The 26,853-nt window shown below is 68.0% G+C and carries 26 protein-coding genes; 12 read left to right on the forward strand and 14 right to left on the reverse strand.

Features of this window, described 5'->3' with window-relative positions; translation table 11 throughout:
* The first annotated feature begins 32 nt into the window (after positions 1–32).
* On the forward strand, positions 33–1,361 hold the full coding sequence (locus ACWD02_RS33180; protein ID WP_451217350.1) for a Gfo/Idh/MocA family protein: 1,329 nt from the start codon (positions 33–35) through the stop codon (positions 1,359–1,361).
* 103 nt (positions 1,362–1,464) lie between these two features.
* Here ACWD02_RS33180 and ACWD02_RS33185 read toward each other — a convergent pair whose 3' ends face one another.
* Entirely contained in the window at positions 1,465–1,908 is a 444-nt protein-coding gene (locus ACWD02_RS33185; protein WP_451217353.1) for an ATP-binding protein, read from the reverse strand.
* Positions 1,909–2,006: 98 nt separating this feature from the next.
* Positions 2,007–2,747, reverse strand: a complete 741-nt coding sequence (locus ACWD02_RS33190; protein ID WP_451217356.1) for a GntR family transcriptional regulator — start codon at positions 2,745–2,747, stop codon at positions 2,007–2,009.
* Between the two features lie 88 nt (positions 2,748–2,835).
* On the opposite strand from ACWD02_RS33190, the gene ACWD02_RS33195 reads away from it, so the two are divergent.
* From ACWD02_RS33195 to ACWD02_RS33210, 4 genes are all read left to right on the forward strand, one after another.
* Positions 2,836–3,927: a DUF1152 domain-containing protein gene (locus ACWD02_RS33195; protein ID WP_451217359.1), complete on the forward strand. Its 1,092-nt coding sequence runs from the start codon at positions 2,836–2,838 to the stop codon at positions 3,925–3,927.
* Positions 3,928–4,468: 541 nt separating this feature from the next.
* Positions 4,469–5,452 carry a DUF4231 domain-containing protein gene (locus tag ACWD02_RS33200; protein WP_451217362.1) on the forward strand — a complete coding sequence of 328 codons (984 nt, stop codon included), beginning with the start codon at positions 4,469–4,471 and terminating at the stop codon, positions 5,450–5,452.
* The gene (locus ACWD02_RS33205) at positions 5,449–6,063 is read left to right on the forward strand and encodes a TIR domain-containing protein (RefSeq protein WP_451217365.1); all 615 of its coding nucleotides are present in this window, start codon (positions 5,449–5,451) and stop codon (positions 6,061–6,063) included. The genes ACWD02_RS33200 and ACWD02_RS33205 overlap by 4 nt, the downstream gene beginning before the upstream one ends.
* An 84-nt stretch (positions 6,064–6,147) precedes the next feature.
* A complete protein-coding gene (locus tag ACWD02_RS33210; protein WP_451217367.1) occupies positions 6,148–6,996 on the forward strand; it encodes a hypothetical protein in 849 nt (282 codons plus the stop codon).
* A gap of 278 nt (positions 6,997–7,274) precedes the next feature.
* On the opposite strand, the gene ACWD02_RS33215 is transcribed toward ACWD02_RS33210, so the two are convergent.
* Positions 7,275–7,796 (reverse strand): toll/interleukin-1 receptor domain-containing protein, encoded by a 522-nt coding sequence (locus ACWD02_RS33215; RefSeq protein WP_451217370.1) that lies wholly within the window; start codon positions 7,794–7,796, stop codon positions 7,275–7,277.
* A gap of 866 nt (positions 7,797–8,662) precedes the next feature.
* Here ACWD02_RS33215 and ACWD02_RS33220 point away from each other — a divergent pair.
* Together ACWD02_RS33220 and ACWD02_RS33225 are read left to right on the forward strand one after the other, a co-directional pair.
* Positions 8,663–9,055 (forward strand): hypothetical protein, encoded by a 393-nt coding sequence (locus ACWD02_RS33220; RefSeq protein WP_451217373.1) that lies wholly within the window; start codon positions 8,663–8,665, stop codon positions 9,053–9,055.
* A 366-nt stretch (positions 9,056–9,421) separates the two neighbouring features.
* Positions 9,422–10,447 (forward strand): DUF6907 domain-containing protein, encoded by a 1,026-nt coding sequence (locus tag ACWD02_RS33225; protein ID WP_451217375.1) that lies wholly within the window; start codon positions 9,422–9,424, stop codon positions 10,445–10,447.
* A 497-nt stretch (positions 10,448–10,944) separates the two neighbouring features.
* Here ACWD02_RS33225 and katG read toward each other — a convergent pair whose 3' ends face one another.
* Positions 10,945–13,158 carry a catalase/peroxidase HPI gene (gene katG / locus ACWD02_RS33230; protein ID WP_451217378.1) on the reverse strand — a complete coding sequence of 738 codons (2,214 nt, stop codon included), beginning with the start codon at positions 13,156–13,158 and terminating at the stop codon, positions 10,945–10,947.
* A gap of 308 nt (positions 13,159–13,466) precedes the next feature.
* Between katG and ACWD02_RS33235 the strand changes: the two genes are divergently transcribed.
* On the forward strand, positions 13,467–13,880 hold the full coding sequence (locus tag ACWD02_RS33235; RefSeq protein ID WP_363308688.1) for a Fur family transcriptional regulator: 414 nt from the start codon (positions 13,467–13,469) through the stop codon (positions 13,878–13,880).
* A 50-nt stretch (positions 13,881–13,930) separates the two neighbouring features.
* A complete protein-coding gene (locus tag ACWD02_RS33240) occupies positions 13,931–14,362 on the forward strand; it encodes a VOC family protein (RefSeq protein WP_451217382.1) in 432 nt (143 codons plus the stop codon).
* A gap of 35 nt (positions 14,363–14,397) precedes the next feature.
* Here the strand turns inward: ACWD02_RS33240 and ACWD02_RS33245 are convergent, their stop codons facing one another.
* The 4 genes from ACWD02_RS33245 to ACWD02_RS33260 all read right to left on the reverse strand — a co-directional run bounded on the left by ACWD02_RS33245 (position 14,398) and on the right by ACWD02_RS33260 (position 18,633).
* Positions 14,398–15,222 carry a hypothetical protein gene (locus tag ACWD02_RS33245; RefSeq protein WP_451217385.1) on the reverse strand — a complete coding sequence of 275 codons (825 nt, stop codon included), beginning with the start codon at positions 15,220–15,222 and terminating at the stop codon, positions 14,398–14,400.
* Between the two features lie 70 nt (positions 15,223–15,292).
* On the reverse strand, positions 15,293–17,014 hold the full coding sequence (locus tag ACWD02_RS33250) for an acyl-CoA dehydrogenase family protein (RefSeq protein WP_451217387.1): 1,722 nt from the start codon (positions 17,012–17,014) through the stop codon (positions 15,293–15,295).
* A 76-nt stretch (positions 17,015–17,090) separates the two neighbouring features.
* Positions 17,091–17,648 carry a PadR family transcriptional regulator gene (locus ACWD02_RS33255; RefSeq protein ID WP_451217390.1) on the reverse strand — a complete coding sequence of 186 codons (558 nt, stop codon included), beginning with the start codon at positions 17,646–17,648 and terminating at the stop codon, positions 17,091–17,093.
* A gap of 103 nt (positions 17,649–17,751) precedes the next feature.
* On the reverse strand, positions 17,752–18,633 hold the full coding sequence (locus ACWD02_RS33260; RefSeq protein ID WP_451217393.1) for a LysR family transcriptional regulator: 882 nt from the start codon (positions 18,631–18,633) through the stop codon (positions 17,752–17,754).
* Positions 18,634–18,714: 81 nt separating this feature from the next.
* On the opposite strand from ACWD02_RS33260, the gene ACWD02_RS33265 reads away from it, so the two are divergent.
* The gene (locus tag ACWD02_RS33265) at positions 18,715–19,929 is read left to right on the forward strand and encodes an MFS transporter (protein WP_451217396.1); all 1,215 of its coding nucleotides are present in this window, start codon (positions 18,715–18,717) and stop codon (positions 19,927–19,929) included.
* Positions 19,930–19,956: 27 nt separating this feature from the next.
* Positions 19,957–20,598 (forward strand): NAD(P)-dependent oxidoreductase, encoded by a 642-nt coding sequence (locus ACWD02_RS33270; RefSeq protein WP_451217399.1) that lies wholly within the window; start codon positions 19,957–19,959, stop codon positions 20,596–20,598.
* 125 nt (positions 20,599–20,723) lie between these two features.
* Here ACWD02_RS33270 and ACWD02_RS33275 read toward each other — a convergent pair whose 3' ends face one another.
* Both ACWD02_RS33275 and ACWD02_RS33280 read right to left on the reverse strand, forming a co-directional pair.
* Positions 20,724–21,194 carry an iron chaperone gene (locus ACWD02_RS33275; protein WP_451217402.1) on the reverse strand — a complete coding sequence of 157 codons (471 nt, stop codon included), beginning with the start codon at positions 21,192–21,194 and terminating at the stop codon, positions 20,724–20,726.
* 101 nt (positions 21,195–21,295) lie between these two features.
* Positions 21,296–21,751, reverse strand: a complete 456-nt coding sequence (locus ACWD02_RS33280) for a carboxymuconolactone decarboxylase family protein (protein ID WP_451217405.1) — start codon at positions 21,749–21,751, stop codon at positions 21,296–21,298.
* A gap of 188 nt (positions 21,752–21,939) precedes the next feature.
* Here ACWD02_RS33280 and ACWD02_RS33285 point away from each other — a divergent pair, with 188 nt between their 5' ends.
* Positions 21,940–24,375, forward strand: a complete 2,436-nt coding sequence (locus tag ACWD02_RS33285; RefSeq protein WP_451217408.1) for an ATP-binding protein — start codon at positions 21,940–21,942, stop codon at positions 24,373–24,375.
* Between the two features lie 55 nt (positions 24,376–24,430).
* On the opposite strand, the gene ACWD02_RS33290 is transcribed toward ACWD02_RS33285, so the two are convergent.
* From ACWD02_RS33290 to ACWD02_RS33305, 4 genes are read right to left on the reverse strand one after another with little or no spacing between them, the layout of a single operon-like run.
* Complete coding sequence (locus tag ACWD02_RS33290; protein WP_451217411.1) at positions 24,431–25,234, reverse strand: ATP/GTP-binding protein; 804 nt, start codon at positions 25,232–25,234, stop codon at positions 24,431–24,433.
* 58 nt (positions 25,235–25,292) lie between these two features.
* Entirely contained in the window at positions 25,293–25,997 is a 705-nt protein-coding gene (fabG, locus tag ACWD02_RS33295; RefSeq protein ID WP_451217414.1) for a 3-oxoacyl-ACP reductase FabG, read from the reverse strand.
* On the reverse strand, positions 25,997–26,170 hold the full coding sequence (locus ACWD02_RS33300) for a hypothetical protein (protein WP_451217417.1): 174 nt from the start codon (positions 26,168–26,170) through the stop codon (positions 25,997–25,999). Before ACWD02_RS33300 ends, fabG begins: the two co-directional genes overlap by 1 nt.
* Positions 26,171–26,175: 5 nt before the next feature.
* Entirely contained in the window at positions 26,176–26,766 is a 591-nt protein-coding gene (locus ACWD02_RS33305) for a hypothetical protein (RefSeq protein ID WP_451217420.1), read from the reverse strand.
* Positions 26,767–26,853 lie beyond the last annotated feature (87 nt).

Genomic DNA, 26,853 nt, shown 5'->3' on the forward strand with positions numbered 1-26,853 from the left:
CCCATGCCGCGCGCCGTCGCCGCTGTGCCGTGGTGGGACTCGGCGCCCGCGCCCAGCTCTTCACCGAGGCGCTCGCCGGTCCCCACGCGGACCGGATCGAGCTGGCCGCCTTCTGCGATGTCAACGCGCACCGCATGGCCGTGCACAACGACTGGATCGCACCCGCCCGCGCCGGCCGTCCCGGCCTTCCCGGCCGCCTGCCCGTACCCGCATACTCCGCGGACGACTTCGACGAGATGCTGCGCCGCGAGCGCATAGACCTTGTCGTGGTCTTCACCGTCGATGACGTGCACGACCACTACATCGTGCGCGCGCTAGAAGCCGGCTGCGACGTGGTCACCGAAAAACCGATGACCACGACCGCCGAGCGCGCCCGCCGCATCCTCGACGCCGAGCGCCGGACGGGCCGCGAGGTGCGGGTCGCCTTCAACTACCGCTACAACCTGGCGCATTCGGCCGTATGCGAGCTCCTGGCAGACGGCGCGATCGGCGAGGTCGGCTCGGTGCACTTCGAGTGGCTGCTCGACCTGCGGCAGAGCGCGGACTACTTCCGCCGCTGGCACCGCGACAAGGTCAACTCCGGCGGCCTGATGGTGCACAAGGCCACCCACCACTTCGACCTGGTCAACTGGTGGCTGGGCGCGCGGCCCGAGACCGTCTACGCACAGGGCGGGCTCTTCTTCTACGGCGCCGAGGCGGGCGCCCGGCGCGGCCTGGCCCGCGACTACACCCGCGCGCACGGCTCCCCCGCTGCCGAGAGTGATCCGTTCACCGTCCGCCTGACCGACTCGCCCGTGCTCAGCGCCCTGTTCCTGGACGCGGAGCGCGAGGACGGCTACCACCGCGACCAGAATGTGTTCGGACCCGGGGGCAGCATCGAGGGCGACATGGCGGTCCTGGTGCGCCATTCGTCCGGGGCGACCCTCACGTACCACCTGACCGCGTACGCGCCCTGGGTGGGCTATCGCATTGCGTTCCACGGCAGCGAGGGACGCGTCGAACTCCTCGTGGAGGAATCCACCTCGACGCGCCCCGACATACGGACCGAGGACGCGAGCCCGGTGCTGCACGGCGCGGCGGCCGGGGACGAGCCGGGTCGTACGCAACTCCTCCTGCGCCGCTTCTGGGAGGAGCCCCGGGAGGTGAAGGTGCCCACGGGCGAGGGCGGGCACGGCGGCGGGGATATGTGCATGCTGGCCGACCTCTTCGGCGAGCGGCTGCCCGGTGAAGCGCACCCCTGGGCCGCGCGGCGGACGCCGCTGACGGAGCCCGCTCGCTGGCCACGGGCCTGGCCGCGAACCAGTCCTTCGCAACGGGCTTCCGCCGGTCGATGCGGGGAGTCTTATGGAGTGGTGAGGTGACAGAGCGGCCCAGGGAACGGACGCCCCCGGGAGGCCGGATCTCGGACGCTTGTCGACGGCCTGCCCCGAGGCCCCGGAGCCGGTAGGCCCTGCCCGTCCGCCCCTAGTCGGGCTTGAAGGCTCGGTGCATCTGGAACACAACAGCCGTCCCGCCATACCGACTTGGGCCGGACCACCACTCGTCGGCCAGTGCGTCGACAAGGAGCAGGCCGCGCCCATGGGCTTCCGTGGCCCGGGGCGAGCGCAGGCGGACGTGGGCGGGACAGCCGGGATTGTGCACGTCCACGCGCAGCGCTTCGCCCGCCCGATACCAGCGCAGGCGCACCCTCCAGGGCTCGTCTGCCTCCCCGTAGAGGATGGCGTTGGTGACCAGCTCCGAGACCATCAGCACGCAGTCATCGATGGAGCAGCGGAGTTGGTGGGGCTCGGTGAACTTCCTGAACCAGCGGCGGGCCCGCCCGACCGACTCCGGGAGAGGGTAGAGAACTATCCCTCCGAGTGGTTGGAGTAGGGCGTCGTCGCCTGCGTTGCCGTCGGTGCGCGTCATTGCGCTTCCCCTTCCGGTGAGTGGCTAAGGCCACTTACCGGATAGTGGCATTGGCCACTTCGGGCGGCAAGGGATGTCGGGGAATCTCCGCCCACCGCTCACCCCAACGGGTAACCCTGCTCGAACGCCCAACGTCCCGGCGCATAGACGGCCTCCGCGAACTCCAGCGGACGATCCTGCAGGTCGTAGACGACATGGTGAACTACCAGCACGGCGGCGGGCAGTTCGAGCCCGAGCTCGTCAGCCTCCTCCGGGGTGGCAAGGCGGGCGCAGACACGGTCTTCGCCGTAGCTGCCGCGCCGACCGGTGGTGTCCTCGACGTACGCGACCGTTCCCTCCCGGATCCGCTCGGGCTCCAGGAGCCGGGGTGCCCTGCGGCCCACCTCGGCCGGGAACCAGGAGGTGGACGCCTCGACGGGCCCGTCTGCCGAGTTGGTCACTCGCCGCCGCTGAACAACCGCGCGCTCCTTGCCGAGTTCGAGTGCGTCGGCCACGTGATCGGGAGCCTCGGCGTACCCGGCCGACGCGATGACCGCGTACTCCCCCGGGCCATAGATCCGCCCGGTCTGCCGGGCCCGCCCGTAGCGCTCACGCGCCCGCCGGTGCACCTGCTGATCACGTACGTACGTCCCCGATCCCTGCCGCTTCTCGACGAGCCCCTGATGCCGCAGCGCCTCCAGGGCGCGTGCGCTGGTGGGCCGGGAGACGTTCCAGTCGGCAGCCAACTGCCGCTCGGAGGGGACCTCTTCGCCTGCCTGCAGATCCCCACGCAGGATCTGATCGCGCAGGTACTGGGCGATCTGCAGGTACTTGGGCAAGGCCTCAGCGATCTCGGGCACGCGACATTCCCTTCACCGACTGCCAACTGGCTAATACCAGTGACCACTATAGGTGTGCACGGAAAGGACGCGCCCCTACCCTGTTCTCGTGAAACGGCTCATTGTGGCGGCCGGAGGCGGCGGCGACGCGGTAGCGGCGGCGATGCTGCACGCCGCCCTGTACGGGGACGACGGCGAGCCGGCGCTGATCCTGACGTACTCCTGGGACCGCCTTATCGTCGACCCAGTCCCGGGCCCGCGCTCCCCCGCCGACTTCACCGGCCTGCGCCAACTCACCCCCCACGTATGGACAGTCCCCGGCACGGCAACACTGAAGCCACCGCACGCGGCGACACTCCCCCGTCTGGCGGCCGAACTCCCCCACGCCTTCGCCCTGATCGACCCTTACGCCGGGGCAGCAGGCATCACCGGCCAACTCAACGAACTGATCGAGCACTTCACCCCGGAGACGATCGACCTCCTGGACGTCGGCGGCGACATCCTGGCCCACGGCGACGAACCCACCCTGCGCAGCCCCTTGGCCGACGCCCTCACCCTGGCCGCCGGCGCCCAGGCCGACGCCGCCGTACGCCTCCTCGTGGCGGGCCCCGGCCTGGACGGCGAACTCCCCGCGGACGTCCTCCGCCCCCGCCTCGGCCCCTTGAGCACGATCTTCACGCCCGAGCACGCCCGGTCCATCATCCCGGTACTCAACTGGCACCCCTCCGAAGCAACGGCCCTCCTCACTGCCACAGCCCTGGGCGCCCGGGGACTGTGCGAGATCCGCGACGCAGGCCTCCCGGTCCCTCTCACCGCCGAAGGCCCCAACGTGCACGAGGTCGACCTGGGAACGGCGTTCACCGCCAACCGCCTCGCCCAGGCAATCGCCGCCACGACAACGCTCGACGAAGCAGAGGAAGCCTGCCGCACCGTCTGCGGCACTTCCGAGATCGACTACGAACGCAGCAAGGCACGAGGGCTGCTCCAGCACCAGCGAAGCCCTACGGCCCCGCACGACCTTCTGACCCAGATCAAGAACTTCGAGCAGGCCGCCACCACACGAGGAGCCACACACACAACCGTCCGCCGCCTCGCCGAGGCCCTGGGACTCACCAACGAAGCACTCCCGCACCTCACCCGACTCAACGCCACCCCCACCGACCACCTCCCGGCATCTGTATGGAAGCTTCACCACAGTTGAGTTCCAGGACGCGCAGACAAGGCCAACACAGGCCTGCCCAGCGCGGACCCGACACCCGGGGGCACCGCTCGGGGCCCGACAAGGGGATCACTGTCGACCCGAGTGCTTGAATCTCCCCGCCCTCTCAAGATCACCGACATGGAAGGCAACTAGCCCAACCGCCGCTCAGTCGAGGGTCTGTTACAAATTTCTCTACCTCATCAAGGCGGCTCGCTCCGCTCCCCGCGCGCGGCCCGGCTCCCCGGGCCGCCGCTCCTGTCTCCGCCCCGCTCCGGCCCGGTCCACCAAGCCGCGCGACAAGAGCTGGCGGCCAACGGACCTCAGAGAATGAGTACGTCGTGGCTGGGGCGGTCGGCTCCACGGCTTTAGGCAGCCACATGGGGCGAGCCTCTAAGATCATGGCCCCAACGTCGTGCTTTAACGGGCAGGTCCACAGACTGCCCAACTCGCGATGAGCTTACGGGGCCATGATCACTCGCCCCAAAGCAGCTCCAGCCCAAAGCCGCTCCACCGACCTCAACTTCAGCATGGGCCGCACGTCGTGACTCCCGAGGCAGTAATCTGGCACCTTGAGTCGTACCGTCAGAACGGGGATCGTGTGCCGCCGCATCAGAATCCGCTAGCCGAGAGGGAGTTGCCCGGCATCTTCGCATCGGCTGACGAAGTCTCAAAGAAGTCACAAAAAGAATATCTACGCTGGACACGCGGACGCCTGCAATTGGCAGTCTTGGCGGCTACTGGCGGAATCGCGGCGGCCAGCAGCAAAGATGATAGCTGGCTGGAAACTGCCTTCGTATGTGTAGCTCTGCTTTCTTTCGTTACTGCCCTCATTCTTGAAGCGCATCTACTTCGCGATAGACCGGAAGAGCGCTGGTATCACGGTAGAGCAATCGCAGAGTCGGCCAAGACATTGGCTTGGCGATATATGGTAATAGCGGAACCGTTCCCGGGTAGCCTTACGCCAGAGAGGGCAGAAGATGTTCTTTTGGCGCGAATCCAGGATCTATTTGCAGAGTCATCTACAAACCTCCCTGGTCTCTCTGTCGGAGAGAATCAGGTGACACCAAGGATGCGCCAAATCCGAGCATCCGACCTACCCGCACGCAAAGCTACATACCTCACTCTCCGGGTTTCAGACCAACAAGCATGGTACGAAAGAAAGGCCCATGATAACCAACGGGACGCGAGACGCTGGCGCCTCACCTTGATTTCATTCGAAATACTAGGAATCATAACGACCGTAATCACACTGCTCGACGTTACGAACCTCGACATAGGTGCTCCTCTTGCCGCCGCCATCGCCGCCGGAGGCGCGTGGCTTGAGGTCAAGCAATATGACAATTTGACCTCGGCTTATGCGCTGACCGCTGCCGAACTGAGTTTTGTTCGGGCGACAGGCGAAAGCATCTCAAACGAGGAGAAATGGTCGGACTACGTAGTCTCTGCGGAACAAGCAATCAGCAGAGAACACACTATGTGGCTGGCTCGCAGGGTTGGAATTAGGGCCGCACGGAGAAACGAATGACTCTCACTTACCAGGCCAGACTAGCTCAGACTCGGCTCACTGAGATCTCTCGAGAGTTTGAGTACAAAGCAGACTCCACAATTCGCCATAAATGCTTCCTGAGCTATCACGCTGTCGACGCTGAGGAAGTGTTGTCGTTCGTTGAGTCGTTCGGGGACTACTTCATCCCAAGGGCCATCGGCGTCTCAGAGGATGACCCCGTAATCGAGAGCGAAGACAATGATTACATCATGGATCGAATCAGAAGCAAGTACCTCTCGAACTCGACCGTCACAATAGTCATGGTAGGTAAGTGCACCTGGGCTAGAAAGTTCGTCGACTGGGAAATCTACAGCTCTTTGCGCAAGGACAAGGTAAACCGCCTAAATGGACTGATGGCCATACAGATGCCTTCCGGTAAGAGCGCTGGAGCAAAACTTCCTCCACGAGTGCAGGACAATGTGATCAGAGAGGGCACAAGGGACATCGGCTTTGCCCGGTATTACGCATACCCGACTCATGGCGGGACACTGCAGAACTGGATTCAGGACGCGTTCGAGGCCAGGCAAAAACGAGACCACCTCATCTGCAACAGTCGCGCAAGAAAGAAGATCAATTCTTCCTGTCCGTAGTCGATTGATTCTGATCTGACACGCTCGAAAGATAAATAACTCTCCCCTTTCGTGATCTCTGTTCATATCGGATAAATATGTGAGGTGAGTGAGCTGAACAGTCCTGTTCTGCCAGGGATGGATGAGGAGTGTTTCTTTATCGCTCCGATTGGAAGTGAGGGTTCCGACGAAAGGAACCGCTCTGATGGGGTTCTTGAGTTTATTGTCAAAAGAGCCGCCCAGGAGCTTGAACTGACGGCCGTACGCGGCGACCAGATTGCGGAACCTGGACAAATTAATCTACAGGTACTCGATCACATTCTGCGCGCCAAGGCTGCTGTAGCCGACCTTACGGGCCTCAATCCGAACGTGTTCTACGAGCTTGCAGTTCGACATACAGCTAAGCTACCGGTCGTACTCATCGCAGATAAAGAATGCGACATCCCATTCGATATCGCTCAAATGCGAATCATCTCGTTCGATTACACCGACCTCAGGAGCGCCGATAACTGTCGAGCGCAAATCGTAACTCACCTGCGGCAGGCTCTCACAAGCGGGAACACGGAAAGCCCTATCTCCACTACATTGGATGTCCTCTCTATGCAAGTTGGAAACCCCGTAGAGAGAAGTGTGGCTGAGATCGTGACGAGCGTAGAAGAGATGGCACGTACTCAACGTGAGATGTTGGTTCAAATGGATCGAATGGCAATTCGCCCTCGAGGACGCCGCAGCGATTCTGCCATTGAGCACGCGTTGAATCGTGCACTCAAGATAAGAAGAGGAGGTGACCTGCCGTCAGATCAGCTGAAGCGTGATCTTAACGACATCGTGGACGCTTTGGAATACGCCCTGAATGGTCGAACCCTTTCGGTCCATCCTCGCAACTCCAGGCCCGTTTCAAAGGTTACTGTGACAGGCGTCCATTCGGAGACTGATCTCGAAGTCGAAACTTAGTGGTGGATACTGACCACTAACTCGGAGCCAAAAACACGGCAATCCCAAGGCGGGCGGTATTCAGCGTCGACTCAAGCGTCAACAGCGCCTCACCGATGACGCCGCTTGATCGAGATCCTAATGCGGGTATCGCAGGTTCGAACTCTGCCGGCCTTCAATGCAGAGGCATCGGATTCACCTTGGCTTAAGGCTTTGCGCGGCATTGCGCGCCACCGACTCACGTGCCTTCGGCAGGGCGCCAGAGGTGAGGAGCGACGCCCAGATACCCCTCCGGATGGCTAGTTCGCCGGTGTGGGCGGTGCGATCGGGTTCTCCTCAACGGCGACCAACTCGGCAATCTTGGTGGCAACTACTGCCATCGAGTCATCCGCCGTGTCCAAACCATTACGGGATGCAAGCAGGGGGCTAATGTTCCGAAGTTCACCGTAAGTCGTCTCATGCACGACAGGGAGCAGCAAATCACGTGCAAGAAGCTCCGAGAGCTCCTTATCGGAGACGCCACCGCGCGCGAGACGTTTCAGTAGCGCAGGGGTGACAAGGACGATACCTGTACGCGACCTCGCCAGGCCCTTGTCGATTTCCCGCATGAACGGTAGGCCGAGCGCGATGTCTTTCTCGCTGAACCAGACCGAGACTCCCTCCGCTTCCAGCAGGTCACACAACTCTCTGGCAGCACCGCGCCGGTCATCCCATGCGTGGCAGAGGAAAACATCGCGCAGGTCTGGCAGTTGACGCCCACGCAACGCAGTGGCGTCGCGAACCGGAGCCAGCCCCTTCACCTCGGCAGCCGTGTAAGTCACGGAGGAGTTGCTCGGTGACCAAGGAGCTCGCGTCCTGCTGCTGGTCGCGCTTCCCCCTCCACTGTTCCGCGACGTGTAAACCGGTGGCGGGTAGTAGGACCGGGAGGATGAATACCCGTATCCTCCGCCGCTGCACGCAGGGCACGCCGCACGTCCGCTGGCGGTTCGATGGCCCCGGGCCGGAGCTGTACAACGACTCATGACTGCAGGGTAGTTCACACGGTCTATGAATCCACCTCCTTTACGCATCAGTCGACGTCCGGCACATTCCAGAAGGTTGCGATTCCCGAGAGAATAGAGACGATCGAGGCGCTCATATGCAGCCTGGATGTCTGATCGCCTATGGCCAAGGGACCTCGGTGTGGCTGGCGGCGATGTCAGCCATCAGACTGGTCTGGCCATGTGCACCGCGCGATGACCATCCGAATACTGCCTCACTCGGGAGTAACGGGTCCTGTGGCGGCCTCCTAACCGGGTGCCGTCTCAGTCTTCGTCTCATTCGGCACCGTTCGCAGGCGTTCAAGCGAAGCCAGAGTCATCGGCTCAGATGCAGGGCGACCGCGCATGAACGCAGGTGAACGGCCCCGTTCAGAGTCTCGAGCCTCACCACCACAGTTGGAAAGCGTGCGTCCGATCCTGTGGAAGCAGACGTGCCACACCCGCGCCAGATTCTGCGGGGAACCACGGGGAAGACCGGGTAGCAAGCCCGCCGAGCGGTCCAACGCTATTAGCGATTCCGCCCAGGCCAGCTGAGCAACCATCCATAGATCATCTCAGCTTGCCGAGCTGAGGTTCCGAAGGGTGGACTGGCGGTCCGGGCCGGGAGGAGCCGCGGCACGGTTCCGCAAGAGCCATACAGTGTCGGCATGTTTGAGACGATCCGTTGGCGCTGCTACGCGCATGTGGGCGACCGCCGTGGTGCCGAGCGTGTGGTCGACCGCATCGGAGAGCTGTTGCCGCACGCCATCGAGATCGAAAGGTACGAGCGGTACTGGAAGTTTCCAGAACTGGCCGAGCTGCGGTTCGTCTCTCCCCTCTGTTGCAGCACCCCGGAGGACGCACTCCTGACCACCCTTCAGTGGGCATGGAAGATCGCGACGCCCTGGAGCCTCAGCGGCCCAGAGTCAGGGGTACGTCATGAGTTCTGGGGCATCGCGTCCTCCAACGTCGGAGCCAGTTTCAGCGTCGCCGGCATCGAGTGGATGGAGTTCGCCATCACTGATCGCCAAGAGAGGCCCTCTGCGGACACAGCGAGCTGACATCCACCAGTGACATCAACAGCGTCGGACTCAGGCACACATGCACAGCCCGGCGCAGCCAACCGACCGCGCGATGCCACAGCCGGGCTGTGTTTGGACCGAACTCCCAAAGCAGATGTCAACGACTCCCCCTTCCTCCGCCAATCGCAGCGTGTCGCCTGAACCGTCAGCGACGATCACGGGCCGGGAACCGGGCAACACAGCTGTCCCCTGGCACGGCAGCGCGTCAAGCGGCCCCGACTGCCCCAGGGGACAGCCTGATCTGAACGAACGGGCCATATACCCAGTTTGTGAGCTTAGGGCGTGATGCCCATGAGCGGGATCAAAACTGCTGGACAGGAAGTCACTCCCACCAAAGGAGACATCATGTCCACCACGACAGTCCTGCCCCTGCACTCAGCCGAGCCGGAGTGCCCCGCCTGGTGCGCCCGCGATGCACACGCGGAGGCAGTCGGGAGTCATGTCAGCACCCCGGTGCGTCTGCCCGTCCCCGCAGCGATGAGCCCGAGCCTCGAAGGTCCCTTGATGTCCGTGCAGGTCGGCCTCGGACATGACGAGGAAGCGCGTGACGAGCAGCCCCGGCTGTGGCTCTCGGCCGTCGACCGTACGGCCGAACTGGACTCCGCTGCCCTGGGGGAGCTCATTACCGGCCTGGAGAACTTCGCCCTGCGGCTCCGAGGGCTGCGACACCGGTTCGAGGCCGTCATCCTCGGCGGTTCCGCCGAAGCCGTCGACCTCTACCCGGACGCCACTCATCCACTTGAACTCGTCGCCCCCTGCCCGCCCTGGTGCCAGTACCGGGACCAGGAGAGGCACAGCGTGACCGGGCTTCTGGCCGACCAGTTTCACGCCACGGAGGAGAACAGCATGGAGTTGGCGCTGCATCCGGTGGTCCGCTCCAAGTACGGGCGGGAGGCAGAGACGCTCGATCTCGTCATGGAGCACATGCCGCATGACCCGCTCCCTCTGATCGACCTCACCATCGGCACCACCCAGAAGTGGCATCACGTGGAGATGACCTTCGACGAAGCCGACCGACTGCGTTCCTGCCTCAATGAGTTCATCGCGCAGGGACACGAGTACGCCCGCCCGGAAGCCGTCGCGTCCCTGCAGGAACTGGTCGGCTACTGCGGCGTGCGGATCGTGGAGCACCAGGGCGGCGAAAAAGGCTTCTTCGGTCACGCCGTCGGGGATACGCGGCAAGGAGGGCCGGTCTGGGTGACCGTCCCCCAGGGAGCCGCCGGCCCATGCCTGGAAGATCGGGTGAAGCATCTACTGGCAGACATCCACGAGACACAACGGGAATTGTCCGCCGCCGAGGGTGCAGAGGTCCGGCAGGCAAGCACGCCGCCAGAGCCCTCCTCATGGCTGAGGGGGCGGGCGGCGGCATGAGCCATTGAGCCAGCCGCCATGAGGGCCAAGGCGTCGTATGCCATGAACACAGATACGGCGCCCTGGTTCGCGTCTGGCTACTCGCCACGCTAGGCGCAGCCGCTCTCAAGGGGCATGGTTGGGCCGCCTCTACGCGCTCGTCCTGGCCGTCGAAGCGCTTGGCACAGAACTTCAGGAGAACGTCCGCGCCCTGCGTTGAGACCGTTGAGCCGTGGCAGCCAACATTGCGGGTTCAACCTTCGACCGCCCACCGGTGGCGGGGACGGACCACACGTCCTGCGGCTGCGCGGGCAAGGCATGCGAGAACACGTCGGCGGCCCGGCACCGGGAAGGCGTGCGCACGGTATGCGGTAGGGATTAACGCACGACTGAGCGCATGAGGGAAGCGTGGAGGTCGGCCAGCCTTCTCTATCGTGCCTAGGCATGCCCTCCTGGAGATCAAAAAAGATGTCCGGTGCGGCCCGCGCGGGCCGCCCCGGACATCGCGATCAGAGAACTCAGACCAGGTCGAACCGGTCCAGGTCCATGACCTTGCTCCACGCCGCGACGAAGTCCTTCACGAACTTCTCCTTGGCGTCGTCGCTCGCGTAGACCTCGGCCAGCGCGCGCAGCTCGGAGTTCGAGCCGAAGACGAGGTCGGCGCGGGTGCCGGTCCACTTGACCGCGCCGCTCGCGTCACGGCCCTCGAACGCGTCCTGCGCCTCGGACGTCGACTTCCAGGTCGTGCCCATGTCGAGCAGGTTGACGAAGAAGTCGTTCGACAGGGTGCCCGGCTTGTCCGTGAACACGCCGTGCTTCGAACCTGCGTGGTTGGCGCCGAGGACGCGCAGACCGCCGACGAGGACCGTCAGCTCGGGCGCGCTCAGCGTCAGCAGGTTCGCCTTGTCGAGCAGCAGGAACTCGGCCGGCAGGCGGTTGCCCTTGCCGACGAAGTTGCGGAAGCCGTCGTGGGTCGGCTCCAGCGCGGCGAACGACTCGACGTCCGTCTGCTCCTGCGCGGCGTCCACACGGCCCGGCGTGAACGGCACCTCGACCTGGACACCCGCGTCCTTGGCCGCCTTCTCGACCGCCGCGGAACCGCCGAGGACAACCAGGTCGGCCAGCGAGACCTTCTTGGCACCGGAGTTGAAGGACGACTGGATGCCCTCGAGCGTACGCAGGACCTGCGCGAGGCTGTCCGGGTTGTTCACCTCCCAGCTGCGCTGCGGCTCCAGGCGGATACGGCCGCCGTTGGCGCCACCGCGCTTGTCGCTGCCGCGGAAGGAGGACGCCGCGGCCCAGGCCGCGGAGACCAGCTGCGCGGTGGTGAGGTCCGAGCCGAGGATCTGCTCCTTGAGCGAGGCGATGTCCGAGGCGTCGACCGGCTCGCCCTCGGCCGCCGGCAGCGGGTCCTGCCACAGCAGCACCTCGTCGGGCACCTCCGGGCCGAGGTAGCGCACGATCGGGCCCATGTCACGGTGCGTCAGCTTGTACCAGGCGCGGGCGAACGCGTCCGCGAACTGGTCCGGGTTCTCGTAGAAACGCCGCGAGATCTGCTCGTAGACCGGGTCGAAGCGCAGCGACAGGTCGGTGGTGAGCATCTGCGGGCGGTGCTTCTTCGAGGCGTCGAAGGCGTCGGGGATGATCGACTCGGCGTTCGTCGCCACCCACTGGTGGGCACCCGCCGGGCTCTGGGTGAGCTCGTAGTCGTACTCGAAGAGGTGCTTGAAGAAGTCATGGCCCCACTGCGTGGGCGTGGTGGTCCAGATGACCTCGAGGCCACTGGTGGTGGCGTCGGGGCCCACGCCGGTGCCGTGGGAGTTCTTCCAGCCGAAGCCCTGCTGCTCCATGGGCGCGGCCTCGACGTCGTCGCCGATGGCCTCGCTCGGTCCCGCGCCGTGGGTCTTGCCGAAGGTGTGGCCGCCCGCGATGAGTGCGACGGTCTCCTCGTCGTTCATCGCCATGCGGCGGAACGTCTCACGGATGTCGCGGGCCGCGGCGACCGGGTCCGGGTTGCCGTTGGGGCCCTCGGGGTTGACGTAGATGAGACCCATCTGGACCGCTCCGAGCGGGTTCTCCAGCTCGCGGTCGCCGGTGTAGCGCTCGTCGTCGAGCCAGGTGGTCTCGGGGCCCCAGTACACGTCCTCGTCGGGCTCCCAGACGTCGGCGCGGCCACCGGCGAAGCCGAAGGTCTTGAGGCCCATCGTCTCCAGGGCCACGTTGCCGGTGAGGACCATGAGGTCGGCCCAGGAGAGGTTCTGGCCGTACTTCTTCTTCACCGGCCAGAGGAGCCGGCGGGCCTTGTCGAGGCTGACGTTGTCCGGCCAGCTGTTGAGCGGGGCGAAGCGCTGCTGGCCCGCACCGGCGCCGCCTCGGCCGTCGCTGATGCGGTACGTGCCGGCGCTGTGCCACGCCATGCGGATCATCAGCGGGCCGTAGTTGCCGAAGTCGGCGGGCCACCAGTCCTGCGAGGTGGTGAGGACCTCGGCGATGTCGCGTTTCACGGCCGGCAGGTCGAGGCTCTTGAACGCCTCGGCGTAGTCGAACTCCTCACCGAGAGGGTTGGACACGGCGGGGTTCTTGGCGAGGATCTTCAGGTTGAGCCGCTCCGGCCACCACTGGCGGTTGCCACCGCCCTGAGTCGGATGCGGCGCGCGACCGTGCGCGACCGGGCAACCGCCGGTCCCTTCCGGCTCGGGGTCGGTGACGATCGCGTCATGGTTCTCAGTCATGGGAATCCTTCCGGACGGGGCGGATCACGGTGCTCTGGAACTGCGAACGGCGGAACAGTTGGGGGCGCCCAGAGGTGGCGCGGGCCGCGACGGCCGGGAGGGCCCGCCGGGTTGATTCTCCGCGAGCGGGGTACCGGGTGCCGGGCCGAGCGGACCCGTCTCCTGAAGTCACGTGCTGTTCCCTGCTGTTGCCCTGTCCCTTGGCCGTCGGCCGGAACTGATCCTACGATGGACCAAGTCCAAGTCAATACGACAGACGGGTCCGTACGAATTCAGTCGTCAGACAAAGCACAGATAGGCTGGTAAGCATGAGCGATCTTCTGGGACGGCTTCGCGGACGTGGCTGGCGGATGACCGCGCAGCGCCGGGTGGTCGCCGAGGTACTCGACGGTGAACACGTCCACCTGACCGCGGACGAGGTCCTCGCGCGCGCCACCGACCGGCTGCCGGAGATCTCCCGTGCCACGGTCTACAACACCCTCGGCGAGCTGGTCACCCTCGGCGAGGTCATCGAGGTGTCCACCGGCCGCGCGAAGCGGTACGACCCCAACGCCCACCAGCCTCACCAGCACTTGGTGTGCTCGGGCTGCGGCGCCATCCGCGACGTACATCCCGGTGGAGACCCCCTGGCCGCCCTGCCGGCCTCCGAGCGGTACGGCTTCACCGTGTCCGCGGCCGAGGTGACGTACCGGGGGATGTGCCCGGACTGCGCCCGCGGGTGACCGGGGCTCTTACCAGGTCCGCCCGAACTCCCGTCACAGGAGGCAGCGCCATGACCATTCCCGACTCCCCCATCCCCCGGTTCCACCTGGCCATGCCGGTCGACGACCTCGCCGCGGCACGCCTCTTCTACGGTGAGGTGCTCGGCCTGGAGGAGGGCCGCAGCGCGGACACCTGGGTGGACTGGAATCTGCACGGCCACCAGTTCGTCACGCACCTCGCGCCGAAGGGCGCCCAGCGCGTCCACAACCCGGTCGACGGCCACGACGTCCCGGTGCCGCACTTCGGACTGATCCTGCCGGTCCCCGAGTTCCAGAAGCTGGCCGAGCGCCTGCGCACGGCAGGCATCGAGTTCGTCATCGAACCGTACGTGCGCTTCGAGGGCGAGAAGGGCGAGCAGCGGACGATGTTCCTGCTCGACCCGGCCGGCAACGCCCTGGAGTTCAAGGCGTTCGCCGACGACTCCCAGGTCTTCGCCGTCTGATCCCACCCGGCACCCCCGGAGTGCTTGGCAAGGAATTAGCCGTGCAGCAGATCGCCCAGCACCGTCAGCAGAAATCCGGTCAGGGGCACCAGGGCCGCGGCCGCGCCGAGCGCGCCGAGGAAGAGGCCCGCGCCCATGTGGGCGAGTGCCCGGCCCCCGCGGACCCTGCTGGGATCGTCCGGATCGTAGGTGACGTCCACCGACGGGTTCCGGCGCCGCATCAGCACGGTGACCGTCGAGTCGTGCGTCATCGTCACGCCCGCGGTCGTGGTGAACCGCAGGATGGGGTTCATGGCCTGCTGCTTGGGGGACGTGCGGTACCCGACGATCTCGCCGGGCACCGTCACCCCACGGCGCCGCAGGACCCACGGGTCGCGGAGGAAGAACTTCCAGGCCAGCGCCAGCAGTCCGGCGCCGCCGGGCAGCAAGAACGCGGTGGGAGCCAGCCACTTCACCTGGTCCGGTGCCTCCACGACCATGAACAGCAGGACGAGCAGCAGCAGATAGCCGCACACTCCCATGCTCACCCGGGCCGCGCGCGTGGTCAGCGAGAGCGGTGTCCGCGGCGTGGGCCCGGTCGTCACCAGCGCCGCGCCCTCCGCCACCGGCGTGACGCCCTCCATGGCCTGCCGCAGCCCCTCGGCGAACGCGCCCACCGCGTTCCTGTTGCCGCTGCTCACCTGGAAGCCGTCCCCCGAGGTGTCGCCGCTGATCCGCAGCCGCACCGAGGTCCTGCCGTCACTCTCCACGGCGCCCACGGCCCGCAGCGGTATCCGCCACGTCGCGCGCCCCCGCACCACACGCACCTCTCCGCTCTCCAGTCGCATGGCGCCCCCGCGCCCCTTCAGCACAATTCTCATGTCCCGCCCCATGGGCGGATGGTAAGGCCTGATCGCCTCCGCCATCCGCCCGAACGCATGCCCGGGGAGGTCAGGGAGCCATCTCGTACTCACCGGCCAGCGCCTCGACGCGCTCCCATACCCGTGCCGAGCGCGCCTCGTCGACCACGGGGCGACGCACGGCGCCCAGGGCCCAGTTCTGCTGCGCCTCGGTCGCGGAGTCCTTGCCGTGCAGCTCGACGGCGTGCGCGGAGAAGTCGCGTACGAGGACGGCGAACAGCTCGTCGAGCACGTCCTGGTCGAGGCCGGTCAGGCGCGCCTGCTCCAGGATCAGCTGGCCGTGCACGACCAGCGCGAACAGCTGGCCGACGGCGAGCAGGAGGTCGAGGTCACGGCTCTGCTCCTCGTCGGGGGCCGCGGTGGTCACGAACTCACAGAGGGCGTCGGCCTGTTCGCGCAGGCGGGCGACGTTGGGCAGCTCGGCGTAGGCGTCGTAGGCGGTGCGCCAGTCGTGGAAGCGGATGGCGCCCAGACCGCGGGCCGGTCCCTGCCGGAAGAGGAAGTCGTCGTCGGCCGCGTCCAGACGGGTGGGGACGGGCTCGTACTCGGCGGGGTTCAGCAGGTGGTTGCCCATGAACTTGAGGATCAGGGCCAGGTTGACGTGGACCGTGCCCTCCAGCTTGGGCAGACCGCGGATCTCGACGGCCGCCTGCGCGAAGTAGTTGTCCTTCTCGAAGCCCTTGGCGGCGATGACGTCCCACATGAGGTCGATGACCTTCTCCCCCTCCGTGGTCACCTTCATCTTCGTCATGGGGTTGAAGAGGAGGTAGCGGCGGTCGTCGGGGCCGGCGGAGCGGAAGTAGTCGACGGCGCGGTCGCTGAACAGCTTCATGCCGACGAGGCGGACGTACGCGTCGGTCAGCTCGCGGCGCACGTGCGGGAAGGCGGTGACGGGGCGGCCGTAGAGGATGCGGCCGGTGGCATGGGTGACGGCCTCGTACATCGCGTGCTCGCAGATGCCGATCGAGGCGGTGCACAGGTTGAACTTGCCGACGTTGACGGTGTTGAGGGCGGCGTCGAAGGCGGCGCGGCCCGTGTGCAGGATGTCGGCGGGCGCGACCGGGTAGTTCTCCAACCGGAACTCACTCACGTACTTCGACGAGTCGACGACGTTCTTGACCAGGTGGTACGCGTCGTGGCGGCTGTCGGCGGCGAAGAAGACGTAGCCGTCGGGGCCCTCGATGTCGGTGCGGCGGCCGAAGACGGAGACGAGCCCGGCCGCGTTGCCGTTGCCGATGTAGTACTTGGAACCGCTGGCGCGGAAGCCGCCGTTGCCGTCGGGCTCGAGGAGCATGTCGGTGGAGTAGATGTCGGCGCCATGGGTCTTCTCGGACAGGCCGAAGGCGAACACCTCACCCTGGTCGAGGAGTTCGGCCGCGCGGGTACGGGCGGCCTCGTTCTCGCTCTGCCAGACCGGGCCGAGACCCAGGATGGTGACCTGCCACGCGTACCAGTAGTCGAGCCCGTAGAAGCCGAAGATCTCGTTCAGGGCGGCGATCCGGGCCGTGTCCCAGCGCGCGTCCGGCTTGTCACCGGCAGCGGACGCCGGGGTGAGGAAGGTCGCGAAGAGGCCCTCCTTGGCGGAGAACTCCAGGAAGTCCGCCAGCCAGGCGCGGTCGCGGTAGTCCTGGATCAGTCGGCGCTTGCCACGGGCCTCGAACCAGTCGACGGTGGCGCGCAGCAGCCTGCGGGTCTCGGGGTCGAACTGCTTCGGGTCGTAGGTGCGCGGGTTGAACAGCAGCGGGTCGGCCATGGGTGTTCGCCTTTCCGGCTCGGGAGGTTTCGGCGGGATTCGAATTGAGGGGTGGTGGGTGGAGCGCCAGGCCGGTTCAGCCCCGGGGGCCGAGCCGGTGGAGGGTGGCGAGCACGTCGTCGAGCCAGGCCAGCGTCATGCGTTCGTAGGCGATGCCTCCGCGCAACACGACGTGCTGGAGCTCCTGCCCGGCGTCGGGCGTGGCGGGCGCGTCGGGCCCGGTGAAGTCACGCAGCTCCCCCGCGAGGTAGCGGGCGAGCCGGTCGGCGTGCGCTTGGCGGTGCCGCTCGACCTCACGGATCAGCGCGGACGGGTCGTCGAAGGCGGCGCCACGGATCTTCACGGCGAGTTCGTGTCGCACGCTCTCGGGTTCGATCGGCTCGTGCAGCCACCGGGAGAGCGCGGACCGCCCGAGGGCGGCGACGGAGTACTCCTTCTTGTCCGGGCGCGCTTGCTGCGCGACTTCCCTGACGTCGATGAGGCCGTCGCTCTCCATGCGCTTGAGCACGCGGTAGATCTGCTGGTGGGTGGCGGTCCAGAAGTAGCCGATGGACCGCTCGAACCGCCGGGCCAGCTCGTAGCCGGAGCCCGGCTTCTCGAGGAGCGAGACGAGGATCGCGTGCTCTAGCGCCATGCCCCGATCCTGCTATGCAACTCGTTGCATAGACAAGTGGCGCCGCCCTGGTGAGACACGGCTCACCCAGGTGCAGGCGCCTCTCCACGCCGACGGCCGACGATCAGTCCGGCATCGACTCCAGGAACGCGGCCGCCGCCGGTGAGCTGCGCGTCCGGTTCCACACCAGCCGCTCCTCACGGACCGGCCCGCCCTCGACCGGCACCACGGCAAGGCGGGGAAGCCTCGGCACGAGACGGGAGGGCAGCAGCGCGATGCCGAGCCCGCCGCGCACCAGGTCGGCGAAGAACTCGAGCCCCTTGGCCTCGAACGCCACCTCGCGCCGCAGCCCCGCGGCCTGGAACGCCTCGTCGGTCTGCGCCCGCGCCGCGATGCCCGCGGGGAAGTCCACGAACACCTCGTCCGCCAGCCGTTCGAGCGGCAGCGGAGCTCCGGACGCCGCAGCGGCCAGCGGGTGACCGGGGGCGACCACCGCCACATGGCGGTCGACCACGAGCGTCCGGCTGCCCAGACCGGGCTCGTCCGTACGGAACGACGGCGGCACCCCCAGGAACGCCAGATCCAGGGCCCCCTCCCGCACCGCGCGCACCAGGACCTCGCTCATGCCGTCGATCAGCCGCATCGTGACCTGCGGATAGGCGGCGTGATAGGCCCGCATCAGGCTCGGCACGTCGACCGCCGTCACCGACGAGATCGCCCCGATGGCCAGGCGCCCCCGGATCTCACCGGTCGCCGCCGCCACCTCGGCCCGTGCCCGCTCCGACGCCTCCAGCGCCTGCCGCGCGGCGGGCAGGAACGCCTCACCGGCCGGCGTCAGCGCCACCCGTCGGCTCGTCCGCTCGAACAGCCGCGCCCCGAGCTCCTTCTCCAGCTTCCCGATCTGATGACTGAGCGCGGACTGCACGACCAGACACCGCTCGGCGGCCCGCGTGAACCCACCCGTCTCGGCGACCGCGACGACATAGCGCAACTGCTGCAGCTCCATGCGATCCATCGTGCTGCGCGATCGTTCGGATGACAAGGATGTGTTGGACTCATCGATGGGGCCGGCCGCAGGCTGACTGCCATGACGCAGACGGAACTTGACCACCCTCGCGCAAGGGATCCGGACGAGCGCGACGGCCCGCGCCGCGGCCTGCTGCTCCTCATGGCCGTCGCCACCGGCCTGTCCGCGGCGGGCAATTACATCGCCCAGCCGCTGCTCGACCTCATCTCCCACGACCTCCGCCTCGGCAGCGTCCTTGCGGGGCTGGTCGTCACCGCGTCCCAGGCCGGGTACGCACTCGGTCTTCTGCTGCTCGTCCCGCTCGGCGACGTCATCGACCGCCGCCGCCTCGCGGTGACCCTGTTCCTGGCCACCGCGCTCTTCCTCGGCGTCTCGGCGCTGGCCCCCAGTGGCCCGGTCCTCCTCGCAGGCACCGTCCTCGCCGCCCTCACCTCCGTCGGCGCCCAGGTGGTCGTCGCCCACGCCGCCGCTCTCGCCACCGCCGCGACCCGGGGCCGCGCCGTCGCCACCGTCATGTCGGGCGTGCTGCTCGGCGGTCTGCTGGCCCGTACCGCCGCGGGCGGTCTGTCCGAACTGGGCGGCTGGCGCACCGTGTACTGGGTGCTAGCCGCCCTCATGACAGGCGCCGCCGTCGTCCTCCACCGCCGCCTGCCGTACCTCGCGGTCACCGCCGACCTGCGCTACCCGGCCCTGCTCCGCTCCACGCTCTCTCTGATGCGCGAGGAGAGCGTGCTGCGCCGCCGCGCCCTCCTCGGCGCCCTGTCCTTCGGCTCCTACAGCGTGCAACTCACGGCTCTCACCTTCCTGTTGGCCGATGAGCCCTTTCACTGGGCGGCCCCGGCGATCGGGCTGTTCGGCCTGGTCGGCGCCGTGGGCATCCTGTCGATGACCTTCGCGGCCCGCCTGAGCGACAGCGGCCACGCCCAGCACGTGGCCGGTGTCGCGACCGCCCTGCTGCTCACCGGCTGGCTGACCCTGCTGGCGGGAGAACGGTCCCTGATCTGGCTCGCGGTCGGTGTGATCACCCTGAACATCGGCCAACAGGCGGTCCTCAACAGCAGCCAGACCATCCTGTTCGCGCTCGACGCCGAGGCACGCAACCGCATCAACTCGGCCTTCGCGACGAGCCTCTTCCTCGGCGGAGCCACCGGCTCCGCGCTCGCCTCCGTCGTCTGGGCCGCCGCGGGGTGGCCCGGCGCCTGCGCGCTGGGGGCCGCCCTGGCAACCGGCGCCGTCACCGTGTGGGCCTGGGATCACCTGCGCCCCGCCGAATGACCTGTCGTACCCACTCAGGAGAACACCATGAACATCACCGTCTTCGGAGCCGCGGGCAACGTCGGCCGCCGGGTCGTCACCGAGGCCTTGGCCCGCGGGCACGGGGTCACCGCGGTCGTCCGCGACCCGGCCCGAGCCTCCGCACTGCCCACCGCCGCCAGGATCCGCACCGGCGACGCCGTCGACCCACGCACCGTCGCCACACTCGCCGCGGGACAGGACCTGGTGATCACCACGACCCGCCCCGCACCCGGCCGCGAGCCCGAACTAGCCGCCGTCACCCGGTCCTTGCTCAGCGGGCTGCACGCCACCGGCGTACGGCTCCTGCTCGTCGGCGGCGCCGCCGGCCTCACCGTCCCGGGCACCGACGGCACCCTGGTCGTGGACGCCCCCGATTTCCCGCCGTCCCTGCGCCCCATCGCCCTGGCCTGCAACGAACAGCTCGACGCGTGCCGCACCACCGCCCATGAGGTCGACTGGGCCTACCTCAGTCCGCCGTCCCTCCTCGAAGCGGGCGAGCGCACCGGCCGCTTCCGTCTGGGCACCGACGAACTGATCGTCGACGCCCACGGCGTATCCGCGCTCTCCATGGAGGACCTGGCGGTGGCCCTCCTGGACGAGGCCGAGCGACCCAAGCACCACCGCGCCCGGTTCACGGCGGCGTACTGACCCAACGGGGCGCGGCGAAGGCGCCGGAGTTCTCGGACGCCCACTGCGCGTGGACGAGCGGCGCGGGGGAGGCAGTTCCCGCCCCGTGAGCGCGAGGGCGGGTTCGCGGAGCCCCTGGCCCCGCCTCAGTTCACTGCCTTCTTCACGAGCGCCGCGATCCTCGCCTCGCCCTCGGCGGTCAGCTCCGTCAGGGCGTACGACGCCGCCCACATGGCGCCGTCGTCGAGGTCCGCCTTGTCGCTGAAGCCGAACGTCGCGTACCTGGCGCTGAACTTCTGCGCGCTCTGGAAGAAGCACACGACCTTGCCGTCCTGGGCGTAGGAGGGCATCCCGTACCAGAGCTTCGGCGAGAGCTCCGGCACGTTCTCCTTGATCACGGCGTGGATCCGCTCGGCCATGACGCGGTCCGAGTCCTGCATCTCGGCGATCTTCGCGACCACGGCGGCCTCCTCCTCCGCGGCCTTGTCGGCGCGTGATGCGCGGCGTGCGGACGCCTTGAGCTCCTGGGCGCGCGCCTTCATCGCGCCGCGTTCCTCGTCCGTGAATCCGTCGAACTTCGTGGCGGTGGTCCTGGCGGGCTTCTGCGTGGTCGTCATCGCGGGTTTCCTTACGTGTGTGGCGTGGGTCGGGAGGAGGGGAGTGCGTGGTTGCTCGGTGCCCGGGAGGAGCCGCGGTCGCGGCTCCTCCCGACGGGGTGTCAGCCCCACGCACCGGCGATCTGACGGGTCGCGGCGTTGAGCCGGTTGAACAGGTTGGTGACGCCGGTCATGAGGACGAGCGCGGCCAGCTGCTTCTCGTCGAAGTGGGTGGCGGCGGCGTCCCACACCTCGTCGCTCACCGCGTCGGCGCGGTCGGCGAGGCGCGTCGCGGCCTCGGCGAGCTCCAGCGCGGCCCGCTCCGCCTCGGTGAAGTACGGGGCCTCGCGCCAGGCGGCGACCGCGGCGAGCCGCTCGTCACTGACGCCCGCCTTGCGGGCCGACTTCGCGCCGCCGTCGACACAGGCGCTGCAGCCGTTGATCTGGCTGACCCGCAGGTGCACCAGCTCCAGGGTCTGCGCCTCCACCCCTCCGGAGTGCACGGCCTTGAAGAGCGTCTGGATGGCCGGCATGGCGTCGGACAGGACAACGGCGGGGTTCTGCATACGGGACTGCATCTCGTGTTCTCCTCTGTGCGGATCGGCTTCTGTGTCGGCCCCCGTTCCTTCGGGGCGTGACTCCATATCAGCGGGAACCGCTCCCCACGACCACGGCGGTGGGACACCGTGGGACAGCTGAAACACCCTTGAGCAGCGACGACGTGGCCCGGTAGGTTTCTGGCCACACGGGACACGGGGGGTATCTGGTGGACGAGCCGCAACGCACGGCGAAGACGGATCCGCAGAACGAACTGGCGGCGCGGCTACGCCTGATCCAGGAACTGTCCGGACTCGGCGTAAGGGCCCTCGCCCGCGACGCGGGCCTCAGCTCCTCGTCGCTGTCCCGCTACCTCAGCGGCCAGACCCTGCCGCCGTGGCCCGCGGTGGTCGCGCTCTGCCGACTCGTCAAGCGCGACCCCCGCCCGCTGCGCCCCCTGTGGGAACGCTCCTCCAACCCCCTTCCCGCGCCCCCGAAGTCCAGCCGCCAGGGCAGGCCGAAGCCCCGCAACGACCTGCCGCGCGACGTGCCCGACTTCACCGGTCGCGAGGGGCAGCTCGCGGCGGTGCTCGCAGCGGTGGACAGCCACCGGGTGGTCGCCGTCGACGGCATGGCGGGGGTCGGCAAGACGTGTCTGGCGATACATGCCGCGCACCGGCTGGCCGCCGACTACCCGGACGCGCAGCTCTACGTGGATCTGCACGGGTTCACCGAGGGCCGGGAACCGCTCGACCCCGACTCCGCGCTGCGCATGCTGCTCGGCGCGCTGGACGTGCCGTCCGAGAAGGTCCCGCGCGAGGGCGTCGAGCAACTGGCCGCCTGCTGGCGGTCCGAGCTGGCCGACCGGCGCGTCGTCGTGGTGATCGACAACGCCGCCGACGCCGACCAGGTCCGCCCTCTGCTGCCGGGAGCCGGTCCGTCCGTCGCCCTGATCACCAGCCGCAACCGGCTTCTCGGCCTGGACGAGGTGCCGCCCGTTTCGCTCGACGTGCTGAGCCCGCAGGAGAGCGCGGAACTCCTTGCCCGTGCGAGCGGCGACCCGGTCGGTCCCGACGGCCGCCTCGCCCGTGACCCGCAAGCCGCCGCGGAGGTGCTGCGGCTGTGCGGCCACCTGCCGTTGGCGCTGCGTCTGGCCGCGGCCCGGCTGCGGCACCGGCCGGGCTGGACCGTGGGCATCCTCGTCGAGCGGATGGCCGAGGGGGCGAGCGAGTTCGACACCGCGTTCGCCATGTCCGTAAGGCAGTTGGACCGTGCCCAGGCCCGCCTGTTCCGGCTGCTCGGACTGCTGCCGGGGGGTTCCTTCGACGAGTACCTGGCGGCGTCCCTGGCGGACGTGCCGCTGAGCAGCGCGCGGGCGATGCTGGAGGACCTGGTCGACGCGCACCTCGTACAGGAGTCGACGGCGGGCCGCTACCGCCTGCACGACCTGGTGCACCAGCACGCGCGCCGGGCCGGGGAGGAGCAGGACTCACCGGCCGAACGGCAGCGGGCCCTCGGCCGCTTCCTCGACTACTACGTGCACGCGGCGGCAGCCGCCGACGCCGCGATGCCGTTCCTGTCCCCCGGCCGGGCACCCTCGGCGGGCCCGGCTCCGGTCGCCTTGCATCAGTTCCCGGACAAGCACGCGGCGTTCGCCTGGCTCGTCTTGGAGTACGAGAACCTGGTGGCCGCCTTCGAGACGGCGGCCGCCGTCGGGGCCGACGCGCACGTGTGCGAGCTGCCGCGTTTCCTGCGGGCGTACTTCGCGCGGCGGTGCGGCACGACGCACCTCAACGTCCTCTTCGAGCGGGCTCTGGCCGCCGCCGAACGCATCGGCGATCCACTCCAACTGGCGGACGCCCACAGCGACTTGGGCTTCGCCCGCTACAACGCGGGCCGGATGGCGGAGGCCGCCGCGTCGTACGAGGCGGCTTCTCGGGCGGGGGGCCTGGGGTCGGAGGCCGAGCTGACCCTGCGGCGCGGCTACCTGAAGTGGGACGAGGGTTTTGTCGAGGAGCCGCTCGAACTCTTCCGGCTGGCCGGGAAGTTGTACGAGCAGGCCGACTGCCCGACGGGCAGGGCCGCCGCAGCGGCGTCCGAAGCCTGGGCGATGCTGCAACTGGGACACCGCGAGGAGGCGGCGCAGCGGGCCCGGGAGGTCCTGACCATCCCCCACGCGGACCCCGCGTCGCCGCCCGCGCTGACGGCCCGGATCACCCTCGGCGTGGCCATCGCCGACGAGGAGCCCGACGAGGCGGCGCAGCAGCTGCATCAGGCACTGGCACTGGCCCGCGAGGACGGGCACCTGCACAACGAGGCGTGGTGCCTCAACTGCCTGGGTGTCGCGCTCCGGCGCATGGGCCGCCACGAAGAGGCGCTGGCCAGCCACCGCAAGGCGTTCGCGCTGCTCGACGAGCTCTTCGAGGAACACTGGAAGATCCACTTCCTCAACGGCTACGCAGAGACCTGCCGCCTCGCGGGCCTGCCCGAAGAGGCCCTGCGCCTGCACCGCCAGGCTCTCGACCTCGCCCCACGACTGGGCTACCGCAACGAGGAAGTACTGGCACACGAGGGCATCGCCACCATCCTCGACGCGACGGACCCCACCACGGCGGCGGAACACCGCGCGGCGGGGGAAGCCGTCCTGGAGGAGCTCACCGCCTGAAGCGGCCGGACCCCGTTTCCGGTGGGCGGCCGTAGCCGCCCACCGGAAGGTGCGGTCAAAAACGCACCGCGTAAGCAGCGCGCCGCCGCAGGGACTTGGTTCGCTGGGCCTCGTGGAAGCGGGCGTCCTGTTCCAGGATCTCGGTGGCCCGGCGCACCTTCACCCCGGCCCGTTCGATTGCTTCGTCCAGCGGCATCACCAGGGGCAGGTCGAAGATCTCGACGATCCGCTCCACGCGCTCGCGGACGCTGCCGCCCACCACGTGGTACGGGATCTCCAGCTCCTGAAGGGTCTCGATCAGCAGGTCGTCGGACATCCGCCGGAACTTCTCGGAGACCGGCCGGTGGCCGTCCGCCCTCATCTCGAACTCGACCGGCAGGTGCACATAGGCGTCGTAGATCCGCTTGGCACGGGCCTTGGCGACCGCGCCGTAGGCGTCCATGTACTGGCGGTAGAACCGCTTGACCGGGAGTCCGGCCACGTTCTTCACCGCCCGCAGCAGCACGTTCGCCCCGGGGTTGATGCCGACCCGCATGCGGGCCTCACCGTAGATCCACTCGTGGATCACGGAGCCGTCCGAGATGAACGGCCCCTCGCCCGCCTCGTGATGGATCCGCTCCTCCAGCCGGCGTAACCCCAGCATCGTCAGCTCCATCGCGCTCAGCTCCTGGACCTGCTTGCCCGGAACGAGATCCACGAGGATCTCCCGCGACGTCATCGCGTGCGTGCGCGGGATGCCCGTGGCCATCGACAGCGTCTCGGTCGTGGTGCTCTTGCCGCTGGAGTACGTCCCGGAGATCGCCAGGTGCAGGCCCTGCTGTGCGATCGGGGCGGGTGTGGGGGTGCTTGTGTTCCCCATGGTGTGTTCTCTTCCCGTGGTGGGTGGCCCGGCCGGAGCCGGGGTGTGGGTGATCGGGTCAGCCGCCGAGGCCCAGGCCTCCGCTGATGGGCAGGACCGCTCCGGTGACGAAGCGGCCCGATTCGCCGGTGAGGTAGCGCACGGCGGCGGCGACATCGGCCGCCTCCCCGACGCGACCGAGCGGAGTGATGGACAGCAGGTGTTCACGGCGGTCGTCGGTGATCGCGCGGCTCATGTCCGTGTCGATCAGGCCCGGCGCGACGATGTTGACCGTGATGTTGCGCGGGCCGAGCTCCCAGGCCAGGGAGCGGGCCATGCCGAGCATTCCCGCCTTGGCCGCCGCGTAGTTGACCTGGCCCGGCGCTCCGTACGCGAAGGTCATGGAGGAGATCAGCACGATGCGGCCCCAGCGTGCCCGGACCATGCCGCGTACGGCACGTCGCACCGTGCGGAAGGCGCCGTGCAGGTTGACGTCGACGACGTCCGTGAAGTCCTGCTCGTCCATGCGCAGGATCAGGGTGTCCCGGGTGATGCCCGCGTTGACGACGAGGACTTCGACCGGCCCGTGTGCGGCCTCCGCCTCCTTGAAGGCGGCGTCGATGCTCTGCGTGTCCGTCATCTCCGCGCGGACACCGAGCAGCCCGTGGGGCGGTGCGGTGTCCCGGTGGGTGACGGCGACATGGTCACCGTCGGCCGCCAGGGCGGTGGCCACGGCGAGTCCGATGCCGCGGTTGCCGCCGGTGACCATGACCGAGCGTCCCATCAGTGGCTCCCCGGGGTGTTGGCGTCCTTCGCCTGATGAGTCCGCTGAGCCTGCCTACGGCGGAGTTCCGCCGTACGCCGGCCGTTGAGCACCAGGTTCCGGGTGGCTGTCGTGGCGATCAGCAGGCCGATCTCCCCCAGGCTGAGGTGCTCGTCCATCGCGTGCTCGTCCATCGGGATCACCTCGCCGAGCCGGTCGCCGCCACGCAGCAGCGCGACGCATCGGCGAACAGGTGCTCGATGGCCGCCGCGAGGCGATCGGCCGTCAGCGCGCTGGGCAGCAGCCGCCGGGCGAAGCGTGGGCTCGGCGGTGTTCCGTCACGCGGTTCCTCGGTCATCAGCGGCGGCAGGAACGCCATCGGTGTACGGGCCAGTTCGGCGTCCGTCCGCGCGAGGAAGCGCGCCGCGCGCTCCCTGTGCACCTCGGGCAGCCAGTCGAGGAACGGCACTCCGACCTCGACGACCTCGTCGTCCCCGGCCCCCTCGAAGCCGATGTCCCCCTGAGCGCGACGCAGTTGAGGGGGCGCGGCCCGCCACTCCTCGCGCAGCATGGGTACGCGGCAGCGGGCCTCGTCGAGAAGGACGAGCAGCGGCCGTTCCGCGTCCAGGTGCTCGCGCACCTCGGCACGCTGCCTTTCGTCCGGCCATAATCCCGTCGGTGTCCAGTTCCTCGGTCCAACCCCGCGTGTGTGCTCCTCCCAGAGCAGACGGGCAGGCCCTTCGAGCACGACGAGCACGTCTCCTGATCGGAGCGTGGGCGTGAAGCGCATGATCTCTTTCCCCCGTTGCATTTCTTGCGTTTCTTGCGATCCTTGCGTGCCTTACATTTCGCGCCTGCCCGTAATTCCAGCGTGCCG

Source organism: Streptomyces sp. NPDC002853 (genome assembly GCF_053591915.1).